The following is a 13,037-nucleotide window of genomic DNA, read 5'->3' on the forward strand; positions in this document are numbered from 1 at the left end:
CGGTTCCGCCCGCCGGGCCTAGCGCGGTCGCGGGGCCGGGGCGGGACCCTCCCGCGCGGCACCGCCGCGCGGGAGTTCAGCCTCCCGCCGCCATCGCGGCCAGCAGGCCCAGCACGATCGCCAGCAGCGACAGGCCCGCGGCGGGCCAGGGCCTGAACAGCATCTCGAAGCGCAGGATGGCGCGGCCCAGCGCCTCGCGCGGGGCGGCCCCGCGCCGCGCCAGCACCAGCACGTCGCCTTCCGGCAACGTCGGCACGCGATCCGCGAAGCGCCGCCAGGGCCAGGCGAGCGCGGCACCCAGCAGCACCGGCGCCACCGCCGCCACGCTCCACATCTTGCCGGCATCGGCGCCCGCGACCGGCAGCAGAATCCAGGGCAGCACCAGCGCCGCGCCGCCGAGGCCGAGCCAGGGCCAGAGCAGGCCGGGCGGTGCGCGCCCTTCGGGCTCGGCCGCCGCGGCGTCCATCACGCGGTGGACGAAATGCAGCATCAGCAGCGTGGAGCCGAAGGCCGACAGCGCCGCGCACCAGGCGGCGATACCGGCACCGAGCTCGTCCTTCACCGCCGCCTTGGCCAGCGCGCCGCCGGTCGGCGGCAGCCCGCCGAAGCCGAGCGCCAGCAGCAGCGCCAGCGGCAGCACCCAGCGCCGCGCGCCCGACCCCGTGGCCAGCGCCACGCCGACGCCGAGGAACAGCGCGCCCTTCGCCAGCATGTGGTGCAGCGCGTAGAAGGCCGCGTGCAGGCCGCTCGCGCCGATGTCGAGCACGATGCCCATGCCGATCACCGCGCCGATGACGCCCATCTGGCTGACGGTGGAATAGGCCAGCACGGTCTTGGGGTTCCGCTGCGTCAGCCCGGCGACCACGCCCCAATAGGCCGTGAGGAAGCCGATGACGGCGAGCGCGGCACCCCAGCCGCCCGGTGCGCCCTGCTCCGGCAGGAAGCGGATCAGCCCGATCACGCCGGCCTTCACGATCGCGCCGCTGAGTGCGGCGGAGGCCGGCATCGGCGCCGCGGGATGCGCGACGGGCAGCCAGACATGCAGCGGCACCAGCCCCATCTTCAGCCCGAAGCCGAGCACGAGCAGCAGCGCGGTGACATGGCCGCCCGGGCTGGCCGCGAGCGGCGGCACGACATCGGCGAGGGCGATGGACTCGCCCGGCGCGCCGACGGCCAGCAGCGCGAAGGCGAGCAGCAGCGCGATCTCGCCCAGCACCGCGAGGAACAGATAGAGCGCGCCCGCGCGCACCGCCGCGGCCGTGCCGTCCTGCACGACGAGGCCGAAGCCGGCGAGGCTCGCGACAGCAAAGGCGAGATAGAAGCTGCCGAGATCGCCGGCGATGAAGACGCCGAGGCTGCCGGATTGCGTCAGCAGCCACCAGGCGGCGAAGCGCGGCTGGTCGCCGAGATAGGCGCGCGCATAGAGCCCCGCCGCGCGCCAGAGCAGCGCGGCGCCGCCGAGCAGCAGCGCGCCGGGCAGGTCGAGCAGCAGGGTCAGGCGCAGCCCGCCCGCATCGGCCACCAGCGGCGGCACATGGCCGACGAGCAGCGCGACCAGCAGCGCCGGCAACGGCGCCGCCCATAGGAGTTTCTGTACGTTGAGACGCGCCGGCGGCCAGGCGAGAGCAACGCACATCGCCAGCGGCACCAGCGGCGCAAGGACGAGCAGGAAACTCATGGCGCGCCCACGCGCACCAGGCCGAAGGCGTAGAGCGGCAGCACGCCGAACAGCATCGAGGCGAGCGCCAGCGCCAGCACGCAAAGCTCCTGCGCCCGCGGCGCGGGCCGCGCCGCGCCGCCCGGCGCCGGCGGCGCCAGCGCGGCCGCGACGATGCGATAGACATAGCCGCCGGTCAGCAGCCCGCCCGAGAGGATCACCAGCGACCACCACCATTGCCCGGTCTCGACCGAGGCGCGCAGCAGCAGCCATTTCGCGCTGAAGCCGCCGCTCGGCGGCAGCCCCATCAGCGAGAGGCCGCCGAGCGCGAAGGCGATGACGGTGACGGGCATCGCGCGCGCCGCGCCGCCGAGCGCGGCGACGCGGTCATGCCCGAGCGAGGCGGCGATCAGCCCCGCGCCCAGGAACATCGCGGCCTTGGCGAGCGCGTGGGAGACCGCCTGCAGCACGCCGCCGAGCCAGGCGCGCGACGCGGTCTCGGCGTCGCCGGCCGCGAGCAGCGGGAACATCAGGAACAGGTAGCCCATCTGCGCGACGGTGGAGTAGGCGACCAGCAGCTTCAGCCGCTCCTGCCGCAGCGCGACGACGCTGCCGATGAGGATCGCCGCGGCGCCGAGCGTGGCGAGCAGCGTGCCGCCGTTCAGCACGACCGGCGCGGGCAGCACCCAGAACCACAGTCGCAGCAGCAGCACGAAGGCGCCCTTCACGACCAGGCCCGAGAGCAGCGCGGAGGCCGCGGCCGGCGCGCCGGCATGGGCGGGCGGCAGCCAGAGATGCAGCGGGAACAGCGCCATCTTCGCGATCAGCCCCGCCGTCATCAGCGCGCCCGCGACCAGGGTCGGCGCATCGGCGCGCGTGCGCCCGGCCAGCAGCGCGATGTCGAGCGTGCCGTACGCGCCGTAGAGCAGGCCGGTGCCGAGCAGGTAGAGCACAGAGCCGATCAGCGCGAAGAGCAGGTAGCGCAGCTCCGACTTGAACTGGCTCGGCTTGCCGTCGAGGCAGGCGAGCGCCAGCGCGGTGAAGGTCAGCATCTCCAGCGCGACGAAAAGGTTGAACAGGTCTCCGCCGAGGAAGGCCGCGGCGAGGGAGGCCGCCAGCGCCGGCAGGAAGCACCAATAGGCATAGGCGGCGCGCGTCTCCTTCGCGCCGCGCGGCGTGGCGTAGGGCGCGCGGCCGAACAGCGCCACGGCGAGCAGCACCACGGCGCCCGCGAGCAGCATGGCGGCGGAAAGGCCGTCGGCGCGCAGCGCCATGCCGAGCGGCGGCTGCCAACCGCCGATCACATAGGCCAGCGGCGCGCCGCTGGCCTGCACCTGCACGGCGATCGTGACGGCGATGACCAGCCACAGCGCCAGCGCACCCAGCGCGATGCGCTGCGCATGCCGCCCGCCCGCGACGAAGGCGAGCAGCATCGCGCCTGCCGGCAGCGCCAGCGCCAGCACGAGCAGCCATCCGCCCGGCGTCGTCGCCGTCACGGATCGGGCGCCGTCGCGTCGGGCGGATCCTCGGCGACGGTGGCCGCGCCGGTGATCTGATAGAGGCGCAGCGTCAGCACCAGCGCGAGCGCGGTGGCGGCGAAGGCGACGACGAGGCCGGTGATGACCATGGCCTGCGGCACCGGATCGGCGGCGAGCCCCGCACCCGCGCCGCGCCGCGCCACCACGCCGAACAGCAGGAAGACGCCGGCGCCGAGCAGGTTGAAGGCGATGATCTTGCGCAGCACCTCGGCCTGCGCGACCAGGCCGTAGAGCCCGATCGCGACCAGGCCGCAGGCGGCGAGCGCCAGGATGTCCGTGCCCGTCATGCGCGGCGCCGCCGCTCCGGCGGGCCGGCGATGAGGCAGGCCAGCGCGGCGGCGACCGAGAGCGTCATCGCCGCCTCGATCAGCAGGATCAGCGGCTTCGCGAAGCCAAGCGGATAGGCGAGGAAGCCGTCCGCGACGACGAAGCCCGCCAGCCCGACGGCGAGGAAGGTCAGCGGCCCGATCGCGATCGTCAGGCGCAGGCGCCAGTCGGTGACGGAAGGCGGGCGAACCAGGCCCGCGATCCAGGGCAGCACCCACATGGCGGCGAGGATCGTGCCGCCCTGGAACTTGCCGCCCGGCGCATCGGCGCCGACCCAGGCGATGTAGATGCCGACGACGATGCCGATCGGCGGCAGGATGCGCGCGAGCAGGGAGAGCGGCCCGTGTTCCTCGCGCAGGAATACCGGGCCGGGCGCGCCGCCCCAGCGGTGATCCGCCGCCATGGACCAGACGGCGAGCACCGCGAAGACCAGCACGATCGCCTCGAGCAGCGTGTCGAGGCCGCGATGCGCCATCAGCACGGCCGAGACCGGATTGCCGAGGCCGAGCGGCGCGGTGCCGGCCAGCGCCGCCTCCGCCAGGCTCGGCGCGGGATCGGGCAGGGACAGGACGCCATAGGCCAGCGCGCCGCCGACGCTCAGCGCCAGCAGCGCCGCGAGGGCGCGCTGCGCCCGGCTCGGCGTGGCGGCCGAGATCTCCGCCTCGCCGCCGCGCAGCCGGGCGACGACGTAGAGCAGGATGACACCGGTGGCGCCGGCGCCGATCGCGGCCTCGGTCAGCGCCACATCCACCGCGCCGAGCCGCACCCAGACCAACGCGAGAAGCAGGCCGGTCGCGACGAAGCCGATCACCGCGGCGAATTGCGACCGCGCGGCGAGGGTCCAGGCCGCGGCGCCGAGCACGGCGAGCGCCAGCAGCAGGTCGAGGAGCAGGCCGGCCATCACGACTCGTCCTTCGCCGCCGCGGCGCCGATGAGCTGCGCGGCGGTGGCGCCGCCGATGACGACCAGCACCCAGACCAGCAGCAGCTTCAGCGCCGCGCCGACACCGGTCGCGAGGGGCAGCAGCCCGAGCACGATCAGGCCGAGGCCGAGATTGTCCGCCTTGGTCAGCGCATGCACGCGGCTCAGCGTGTCCGGGAAGCGGATCAGCCCCGCCGTGCCGGCGACGAAGAAGAACGCCCCGGCCAGCACGCAGACCGTGCTGAAGGCGCCGACCAGCAGGCTCATCGCGGGCCGACCAGCCGCGCCGCCATCACGAAGGCAACGGAGGCGAAGGCGCCGAGCAGCGCGAGCAGCAGTGCGACGTCCAGGATCGTGTCCTCCCCATAGGCGCCCGCCACCAGCAGCAGCGCCGCGATGCCGCCGGTGCACAGAAGCTGCGCGGCCATCAGCCGGTCGGCGCGGCGCGGGCCGCGCAGCACCCGCCACAGCCCGGCCAGCACGCTGAGCAGCACGACGAAGGCCGCGCCGAGCAGGATCCCGGTCATCGCGGCGCGCCCAGCGCGGCGGCGACCGCGGCTTCGGTGGCGCCGAGTTCCTCCGCATGCGGTGCGCGCGTGTCCAGCACATGCACGCGCAGCGTCGCGCCCGTGCTGTCGAGCGGCAGCGCGCCGGGTGCGAGGCTCGCGAGCAGCCGGAAGCCGTCCTGCGCCGGGCCGGGCGGCAGGCGCTGCGGCATGGTGACGAAACCGGGCGCGAGCCGCATGTCGCGCGAGAGTGCGCGCCGGGCGATGTCCCAGCCTGCTGCCACGCCCTGGCGCAACGTCTCGGCCGCGAGGCGGGCGAGCGCGGCCGGCGCGATCCGCGCCGCGCCCGGCGGCAGCAGCGCAAGGCTCGCCCAGGTGGCGAGGGCCGCGGCGAGCAGGCCGAAGGGCAGGCCGGCGGGGTCGGGCCCCGCCACCACCAGCCACAGACCGAACAGCGCGGCCCCGCGCGCCAGGGCGGCGCGGCGCGGGTGCGGGGAGGGGGGAGGGGTTGGGGGCACGGCCGCCATTCTACTGATCCCGGCTTGCCGCGGCGTCCAGAGACTGTGCCCGCCGTGCCCTTGCGGCCCTTGATCCCGCCCCGGCCCGCACGCCATGTGCTGCGGCGATGCGCCTGCCGGACCTCGACCTCGATCTCCTCCGCTGCTTCGTGCTGGTGGCGGAGACCCGCGGCTTCACCGCCGCCGGCGACGCGATGGGCCTGACGCAATCCGCCGTCAGCCTCAGGATCAAGCGGCTGGAGGAGGTGGTGCGCCGCCCGCTCTTCGGCCGCACCACGCGCCAGGTCTCCCTGACGCGGGAGGGGGAGCTGCTGCTCGGCTATGCCCGCCGGCTGCTCGCGTTGAACGACGAGGCGGTGCGGCGGCTGGTGGCGCCGCCGGTGGCGGGGCGTCTCAGGCTCGGCGTCGCGGACCATTTCGTGCCGCGCAGCCTGGCGCCCATCCTTGCCCGCTTCGCCCGCACCTATCCGGAGGTGCGGCTGGAGGTGGAGGTCGGGCGCAGCCATGAGCTGCGCGCCAAGCAGGCCGCCGGCGGGCTCGACCTGGTGCTCGGCAAGCGGCGCGACGGCGAGACGGCGGGCACGCCGATCTGGACCGAGCAGGTGGTCTGGGCCGCCGCGCCGGACTGGAGTGCGCCGGCCGACCGGCCGCTGCCCCTCGCGCTGCTGCCGGAAGGCTGCCTGTTCCGCGAACGCGCGCTCGCCGCCCTGGCGCGTGCCGGGCTCGCGCATGAGACGGTGTTCACCTGCGACAGCCTGCTTGGCCTGGCCGCCGCCGCGCAGGCCGGATTCGCGCTGACCGTGCTCGGCCGCTCCGGCTTCCCGCCCGGCCTGGTCGAGGCGCCGGGCCTGCCCGAGCTCGGCGTGGTGGAGATGGCGGTGTTCGGGGATCCGGCCGGGCGGCATCAGGTGGTCAGCCCCCTCATCGGCTTCATCCGCGACAGTCTTGTGGGCACGAACCAGGAACGATCAATTTCAGGTTGAATACTGCGACGCACTGAACCACCCTGGGTCCATGTGTTTCCCAGCGTGTCGAGGGTGGGCGATGGCGCGCCGATGAGCGTGCAACCAGGCCGCGCCGCCTGCCGCGTGATGCTCGTCCTCGGGACGCGCCCGGAGGCGATCAAGATGCTGCCGGTCCTGGCCGCGCGGCGCGCGCGGCCGGGCGTCGCGCCCGTCCGGCGCTCCACCGGCCCGCCCCGGGCGATGCTGGACCAGGCCGGCCTTCGGCGCCGCCGCGGACCGGGATCTCGGCGTGATGTCGCCGGGGCAGCCGCCGGCGGTGCTGTTCTCCCGCATCCTGCTCGGCGTGGCGGCGGTGCTGGAGCACGAGCGGCCCGACCTCGTGCTGGTGCATGGCGACACCACCACGGCGATGGCCGCTTCGCTCGCCGCCTTCTATGCGCGCATCCCCATCGGCCATGTCGAGGCCGGCATGCGTTCCTTCGACCTGGCGCGGCCCTTCCCGGAGGAGCTGAACCGGGTGGCGGTGGATGCGATGGCGACGCTGATGTTCGCGCCGACCGAGGCGGCGGCAGCCAATCTGCGGCGCGAGTACAATGCCGGCGGGCGCATCCTCGTCACCGGCAACACCGGCATCGACGCGCTGATGGCGACGGCGATGCGGCTTGCGTCCGACCGCGCGCTGTCGGCCCGGATCGAGGCGCTGCTGCCGCCGCTCGATCCCGCGCGGCAGGTGCTGGTGGTGACCGCGCATCGGCGCGAGAGTTTCGGGCGGGGGCTCGAAGGGCTGTGCGCGGCGTTGGCGGCGATCGCGGCGCGCGGCGATGTCGAGATCGTCTGGCCGCTGCACCGGAACCCGGCGGCGCGCGGCCCGGCGCTGCGCCGGCTTTCGGGCGTGCCGGGCATCCACCTGGTCGAGCCGCTCGATTATGCCGGGATGGTCTGGCTGATGTGTCGCGCCGTGCTGCTGCTGACCGACAGCGGCGGCCTGCAGGAGGAAGGGCCGGCGCTCGGCAAGCCGGTGCTGGTGCTGCGCGACGTGACGGAACGGCCGGAGGCGGTGGCGACGGGTGTCGCGAAGCTCGTCGGCACCGACGCCCACACCATCGGCGCGGAGGTCGCGCGCCTGCTGGACGACGACGCGGCCTATGCCGCGATGGCGCGCCACGTGTTCCCGTATGGCGACGGCACGGCGGCGCAGAGCATTGTGGCGGCGATCGCCGACTGGGCCGCGATGCGGGATACGTCGGCGGCGCGGAGTGCCGCGTGAGCCGCATCTGCGTGCACGGCCTCGGCCATGTGGGGCTGCCGACCGCGGCGCTGCTCGCGCTGTCGGGCCACCCGGTGATCGGCCGCGACATCGCGCCGGACCGCGTCGCGCGGGTGAATGCCGGCGCCTCGGGCTTCGTCGAGCCGGGGCTCGATGCGCTGCTGGCGCGCGTCATCGCCTCCGGCGCGCTGCGCGCGACCACGGAGCCGGTCGCCGCCGATGTCCACCTCATCGCCGTGCCGACGCCGCTCGATGCCGCGCGGCGCCAGGCGGACCTCTCCGCGGTGTGGCAGGTCGCCGCCACCATCCTGCCGCGGCTGCGCGGCGACGAGCTCGTGATCCTGGAGAGCACGGTGCCGGTCGGCACGACCGAGGCGCTGGCCGAGCGCCTGCCCGCGGGCGTGGCGGTGGCGCATGTGCCCGAACGCGTGCTGCCCGGCCGCGCCCTGCCGGAGCTGGTGCAGAACGACCGCGTGGTGGGCGGCGTGGACGCGGCGGCGGCCGCGCGCCCCCCCCCCCCCCACCCCCCCCGCGGGGGGGGGGGCGGGAGGCTCTTCGTGGGGACGGGAGCCTTAGTTGAGGAGGCCCGCGGCGGTCATCGCCTCGCGCACCCGGGCCTTGGTGCTTTCGGCCACCGGCGCCATGGGCAGGCGGCAGAGGTCGGTGCTCTTCCCGAGCAGGCTGGCGGCATACTTCACCGGACCGGGCGAGGTCTCGCAGAACATCGCGTCATGCACCGGCACCAGCCGGTCCTGGATGGCGATCGCCTCCTGCGCCTGCCCGGCCGCCCAGGCGTCGTGCATCATCCGGCAGAGCCGCGGCGCGACATTGGCGGTGACGCTGATGCAGCCATGCCCGCCGGCCGCGAGGTAGGAGACGGCCGTGTGGTCCTCGCCCGAGAGCTGGCAGAACTCCGGCCCGCAGGCCATGCGCGTGTGCAGCGGGCGGGTCAGGTTCGCCGTCGCATCCTTCACGCCGACGATGTTCGGGTGCTTCGCCAGGCGCGCCATCGTCTCGACCGTCATGTCCACCACGCTGCGGCCGGGGATGTTGTAGATGATGATCGGCAGGTCCACGCCATCGGCGATCGCCATGTAGTGGCGATAGAGCCCTTCCTGGGTCGGCTTGTTGTAATAGGGCGTCACGACCAGGGCGGCATTCGCGCCCGCTTCCTTCGCGTGCCGCGTCAGGTCGATCGCCTCGGCGGTGGAGTTGCTGCCGGTGCCCGCGATCACCGGCACGCGGCCGCGCGCGGTGGCGATGCACTGCTCGACCACCTGGTGATGCTCGTCATGGCTGAGCGTCGGGCTCTCGCCGGTGGTGCCCACCGGGATGAGGCCCTGCGTGCCCTCCGCGATCTGCCATTCCACGAAGTCGGCGAAGGCTTTCGGGTCGAGGGAGCCGTCGGCCTGCATGGGCGTGATCAAGGCGACCAGCGATCCCCGGAACATGCGTCTTCCCTCGGTGTGTGGCGGGTCGCGGAACCTAGGCGTCGCAGGGCGCAGCCGCAAGGCCGCCCTTGGCGGTGGAATCGCGCTATGCTGCCGGTCATGCGCCGAATCCTGCTCGCCATCCTGCTGATTTCCTTTGGGCTGCCGGCCGCCGCCCAACCCTGGGCGCGGGACGCGGCGCGCAATGCCGGGCGCCAGGCGCTCGCCGCCGCCCAGGCCGGCCGGCACGACGAGGCCGAGGCGCTGGCCCGTTCGGCCGACCCGGTCGCACGCAAGCTGGTGACCTGGACCCGCCTGCACAGCCGCGGCTCCGGCGCCTCGGGCGCCGAGATCGCCGCCTGGCTTGCCGAGAACCCCGATTGGCCGCTGCCCGAGACCACCGCCCGCCGCGCGGAGGAGGCGCTTGCCAACGACCCGGACGACGCGCTGGTGCTGCGGCATTTCGCGCGCATCCCGCCGCGCGGGATTGAGGCGGCGCAGCGCCATGCCGACGCGCTGGCCCGCGCCGGCCGCGGCGCCGAGGCGACCCCGATGCTGCGCGCCGCCGGGCGCGACGGCCCGCCGGCCGACCCGTCCGCCGAGGCGGCGTTCCTGCAGCGCAACGCCGCGATCCTGACCGCCCAGGATCATTGGCAGCGCTTCGACGGCCTGATGTGGGACAATCAGGCCGGCGCCGCGGCGCGGGTGGTGCCGCAGCTCGATGGCAGCCGGCGCGCCATCGCGGAGACGCGGCTGGCGGCGCGGGCCAACGGAGAGGTCAATGCCGGCGCGGCGACGCGCGACATCGGGGTGGCCTATGAGACCGCGCGGCAATTGCGCCGGCGCGACCGCGACGCCGAGGCGGCCGCCGTCTGGGCGGCGGCGGAGCCGCTGCAGCGCGACCTGCCGCCGGAGGCCGCCCGCGCCATCTGGGCCGAGCGGCAGATCCTGGCACGCAAGCTGCTGCGCCAGTTCGACGCGCGCGGCGCCTATCGCCTCGCGGCCAATCACGGCCAGGCCGACCCGGGGGAGCCGCGGCAGGAAGCCGAGTTCCTCGCCGGCTTCATCGCGCTGCGCCGCCTGGACGACGCCGCCGCCGCGCAGCGCCATTTCGCGCGCGTCGATGACGGCAGCGTGAGCGTGATCACGCGAGCGCGCAGCGCCTACTGGGAGGGCCTGGCGCTCGCCGCCCTGAACCGGCCGGCCGAGGCGCGCGCCCGCTGGGAGGCCGGTGCGGCGCTGCCGGTGGCCTTCTATGGCCAGCTCGCCAGCCGCGCGCTGGGGGAGACGCCCGCAGAGCTTTCCGCGCGCATCGCCGCCACCGTCCTGCCGGAGCCGCCGGCCGATGTCGCGCGCAACTTCGGGGCCCGGGAATTGTCCCGCGCGGCGGTGACGCTCGGCGATCTCGGCCAGTCCGACCGCGCGCGGGTGTTCCTGCTGCGGATGGAGGACCTTTCCCCCGACGCCACCGATCGCTGGCTGATCGCCCGCCTCGCGGTGCTCATGGGCCGCCCCGACCATGCCGTCTGGGTGGCGCGACGCGCCGGGGCCGATGGCGTGATCCTGCTGGAGGATGGCTGGCCCACCCCCTACCCCACCCCGGGCGAGGGCGCGGAGGCGGCGGTGGTCAACGCCATCACCCGCCAGGAGAGCAACTTCGAGCTGACGGCCGTCTCCCGCGCCAATGCTCGGGGGCCGATGCAGCTGCTGCCCGCCACGGCCGCCGGCGTCGCCCGCCGCCTCGGCATCCCGCACAACACGGCGATGCTGACCACCGACGCCGCGCACAACCTGCGCCTCGGCTCGGCCTATATCGCCGAGCGGCTGGACCGCTATGCCGGCGCGCTGCCGCTGGCGGCGGCCGCCTACAATGCCGGCGCCGGGCGCGTGGACGAGTGGCTCGGCACCTATGGCGACCCGCGCGCCCCGAGCGGGCCCGACATCCGCGACTGGATCGAGCTGATCCCCTTCTCAGAGACGCGCAACTACGTGCAGCGCGTGATCGAGAACGTGGTCGTCTATCGGGCGCGCAACCCGGCGACCGGCGACATGGCGCATCCGCTGGAACCCTTCCTGGCAGGCCGCCCGTGACCGCGCGGCGCGTCGGCTTCCGCGCCCGGGACGGGCTGGCGCTGTCGGCGCTGGACCATGCGGGGCCGGAAGGCCGGACGCCGATCCTCTGCCTGCACGGCATCACCCGCTGCGCGGCGGATTTCGTGCCGCTCGCCGGGCGGCATGCCGGCCGGCGCCGCGTGCTGGCGCTGGACCTGGCCGGCCATGGGGAGAGCGGCCGGGCCGCCGCGACCTCCCGCTACGGGATCGAGAGCGCGCTGCGCGACGTGCTGGATGCGATGGCCGCGCTGCATTGCCCGCGGGCGATCATCGTGGGCACGAGCTTCGGCGGCATCCTGGCGATGGTGCTGGCGGTGATGCGGCCGGGCGCGGTGGCCGGCGCGGTGCTCAACGACATCGGCCCGAAGCTCGAGCCCTCGGGCCTCGGCGATGTCGAGGGCTTCGTCGGCCATGATCCGGCGCTGCCCTCGCTGGATGCGGCGGCGGAGCATCTTCGCGCGGTGCTGCCGCCGCATGTGACCGACGAGGAAGGGTGGCGTCGCTTCGTGGCGAACACCTATGCGCCCGGCCCGGACGGGCTGTGGCACCCGCGCTGGGACATCCGCATCGCCGAGGCGATGCGCGCGGGCGGGCGCGTGCCGGAACTCTGGGGCGCCTTCGGTGCGCTGGCGCATGCGCCGCTGATGCTGGTGCGGGGCGGGCTCTCCAGGCTGCTCTCGGCCGAGACCGCCGCACGGATGCGGCGGGAACGGCCCGACATGGAGTTCTTCGAGCTTCCAGGCAACGGCCATGCGCCGCTGCTCGGGGAACCGCACGTCGTCGCGCGGCTGGACCGCTTCCTCGAGGCCATCCCGTGACCTCGGGGCGGAAGGACGGGCTGGACGGGCCGCGGCTGGTCGCCACGCTGGGCGGCGCCGGACTGTTGCGGCCCGCGCCCGGCACCTGGGGCTCGGCGGTCGTGCTGCCCTGCGTGCTGCTGGGTCCCTTGCCCTGCCTGCTGCTGGCGCTGGTCCTGACGGTCGCGGGCTTCTGGGCGGCCGGCCGGGTGCTTGCCGCCGAGGACGATCCCGGCTGGTTCGTGGCGGATGAGGGTGCTGGGATGCTGCTCGCGCTGGCGGCCCTGCCGGCGCCGACGCTTGCCGGCGTCGTGCTGGCCTTCCTGCTGTTCCGGCTGCTGGACATCGCCAAGCCCTGGCCGGTGTCCTGGGCCGATGCGCAGCCCGGCGCGACGGGTGTGATGCTGGACGACCTTCTGGCCGGCGCCATCGCCGCCGCGGCGCTGGTCCTCTTGCAGGCGCTTGCGCCGGGAGTGATCGGGTGATGTTGACGCCGACGACGCTGGATGAGGCCGTCGCGCTGCTTGCGGCGCTGCAGGCCCGAGGGCTTACCCTCGCCACGGCCGAGAGCTGCACCGGCGGGCTGATCGCCGCGGCGCTGACCGCGATCCCGGGTTCCTCGGCCACCGTGCTGGCGGGCTACGTCACCTATTCGAATGCGGCGAAGACGCGGATGCTCGGCGTGCCGGAGGCGATGCTGGCCGCGCATGGCGCGGTGAGCGAGCCGGTGGCGCGGCAGATGGCCGAGGGCGCGCTGGCGGATGCGGGCGCGGACATCGCCGTCTCCTGCACCGGCATCGCCGGGCCGGGCGGCGGGACGGAGACGAAGCCGGTGGGGCTGGTCTTCATCGGCTGCGCGCGTCGCGGCGGGGAGACGCGGGTGGCGCGGCACGTGTTTCCGGGGGATCGCACGGAGGTCCGCGCCGCCACGGTCAACGCCGCCTTCGCGCAGCCGATGAAGACCAGCCCCCCCGGCTTCGTCTCCGTCCCGCCGCCCGG

General features: G+C 74.9%; 13 protein-coding genes and 2 pseudogenes. 7 read left to right on the forward strand and 8 right to left on the reverse strand.

Annotated features, from left to right (window positions below; genetic code table 11):
* Positions 1-76: 76 nt before the first annotated feature.
* Genes AC1MIR_RS18350 through AC1MIR_RS18380 form a run of 7 tightly spaced genes read right to left on the reverse strand, consistent with a single transcriptional unit; the run spans position 77 to position 5,467 of the window.
* Positions 77-1,678, reverse strand: coding sequence for a proton-conducting transporter transmembrane domain-containing protein (locus tag AC1MIR_RS18350; protein WP_480029639.1), 1,602 nt, complete (start codon positions 1,676-1,678; stop codon positions 77-79).
* Positions 1,675-3,153: a complex I subunit 5 family protein gene (locus tag AC1MIR_RS18355; RefSeq protein ID WP_480029640.1), complete on the reverse strand. Its 1,479-nt coding sequence runs from the start codon at positions 3,151-3,153 to the stop codon at positions 1,675-1,677. The genes AC1MIR_RS18350 and AC1MIR_RS18355 overlap by 4 nt, the downstream gene beginning before the upstream one ends.
* Entirely contained in the window at positions 3,150-3,482 is a 333-nt protein-coding gene (locus AC1MIR_RS18360) for a sodium:proton antiporter (protein ID WP_480029641.1), read from the reverse strand. The genes AC1MIR_RS18355 and AC1MIR_RS18360 overlap by 4 nt, the downstream gene beginning before the upstream one ends.
* Positions 3,479-4,423, reverse strand: a complete 945-nt coding sequence (locus AC1MIR_RS18365; RefSeq protein ID WP_480029642.1) for a hydrogenase subunit MbhD domain-containing protein — start codon at positions 4,421-4,423, stop codon at positions 3,479-3,481. Before AC1MIR_RS18365 ends, AC1MIR_RS18360 begins: the two co-directional genes overlap by 4 nt.
* Positions 4,423-4,710: a monovalent cation/H(+) antiporter subunit G gene (locus AC1MIR_RS18370; RefSeq protein WP_480029643.1), complete on the reverse strand. Its 288-nt coding sequence runs from the start codon at positions 4,708-4,710 to the stop codon at positions 4,423-4,425. The genes AC1MIR_RS18365 and AC1MIR_RS18370 overlap by 1 nt, the downstream gene beginning before the upstream one ends.
* Positions 4,707-4,970, reverse strand: a complete 264-nt coding sequence (locus AC1MIR_RS18375) for an MrpF/PhaF family protein (RefSeq protein WP_480029644.1) — start codon at positions 4,968-4,970, stop codon at positions 4,707-4,709. The genes AC1MIR_RS18370 and AC1MIR_RS18375 overlap by 4 nt, the downstream gene beginning before the upstream one ends.
* A complete protein-coding gene (locus tag AC1MIR_RS18380) occupies positions 4,967-5,467 on the reverse strand; it encodes a Na+/H+ antiporter subunit E (protein WP_480029645.1) in 501 nt (166 codons plus the stop codon). The genes AC1MIR_RS18375 and AC1MIR_RS18380 overlap by 4 nt, the downstream gene beginning before the upstream one ends.
* A 107-nt stretch (positions 5,468-5,574) precedes the next feature.
* On the opposite strand from AC1MIR_RS18380, the gene AC1MIR_RS18385 reads away from it, so the two are divergent.
* The 3 genes and pseudogenes from AC1MIR_RS18385 to AC1MIR_RS18395 form a co-directional block, all read left to right on the forward strand.
* Positions 5,575-6,450 carry a LysR family transcriptional regulator gene (locus tag AC1MIR_RS18385; RefSeq protein WP_480029646.1) on the forward strand — a complete coding sequence of 292 codons (876 nt, stop codon included), beginning with the start codon at positions 5,575-5,577 and terminating at the stop codon, positions 6,448-6,450.
* A gap of 259 nt (positions 6,451-6,709) precedes the next feature.
* Positions 6,710-7,699, forward strand: a pseudogene (wecB, locus tag AC1MIR_RS18390) (non-hydrolyzing UDP-N-acetylglucosamine 2-epimerase); the annotation flags it as partial.
* Positions 7,700-7,710: 11 nt separating this feature from the next.
* Positions 7,711-8,190: pseudogene (locus AC1MIR_RS18395) on the forward strand (nucleotide sugar dehydrogenase); the annotation flags it as partial.
* Between the two features lie 81 nt (positions 8,191-8,271).
* Here AC1MIR_RS18395 and dapA read toward each other — a convergent pair.
* Positions 8,272-9,150, reverse strand: coding sequence for a 4-hydroxy-tetrahydrodipicolinate synthase (gene dapA / locus AC1MIR_RS18400; protein ID WP_480030221.1), 879 nt, complete (start codon positions 9,148-9,150; stop codon positions 8,272-8,274).
* A gap of 99 nt (positions 9,151-9,249) precedes the next feature.
* Between dapA and AC1MIR_RS18405 the strand changes: the two genes are divergently transcribed.
* The 4 genes from AC1MIR_RS18405 to AC1MIR_RS18420 form a co-directional block, all read left to right on the forward strand.
* Complete coding sequence (locus AC1MIR_RS18405; protein WP_480030222.1) at positions 9,250-11,220, forward strand: lytic transglycosylase domain-containing protein; 1,971 nt, start codon at positions 9,250-9,252, stop codon at positions 11,218-11,220.
* Positions 11,217-12,059: an alpha/beta fold hydrolase gene (locus tag AC1MIR_RS18410; RefSeq protein ID WP_480029647.1), complete on the forward strand. Its 843-nt coding sequence runs from the start codon at positions 11,217-11,219 to the stop codon at positions 12,057-12,059. Before AC1MIR_RS18405 ends, AC1MIR_RS18410 begins: the two co-directional genes overlap by 4 nt.
* Positions 12,056-12,523, forward strand: a complete 468-nt coding sequence (locus AC1MIR_RS18415; protein ID WP_480029648.1) for a phosphatidylglycerophosphatase A family protein — start codon at positions 12,056-12,058, stop codon at positions 12,521-12,523. Before AC1MIR_RS18410 ends, AC1MIR_RS18415 begins: the two co-directional genes overlap by 4 nt.
* Positions 12,523-13,037, forward strand: a 515-nt coding sequence (locus AC1MIR_RS18420) for a CinA family protein (RefSeq protein ID WP_480029649.1), incomplete at its 3' end; no start/stop codon positions are given. The genes AC1MIR_RS18415 and AC1MIR_RS18420, both read left to right, overlap by 1 nt.

The sequence above is a fragment of the Falsiroseomonas sp. RANM36 genome (assembly GCF_056682175.1).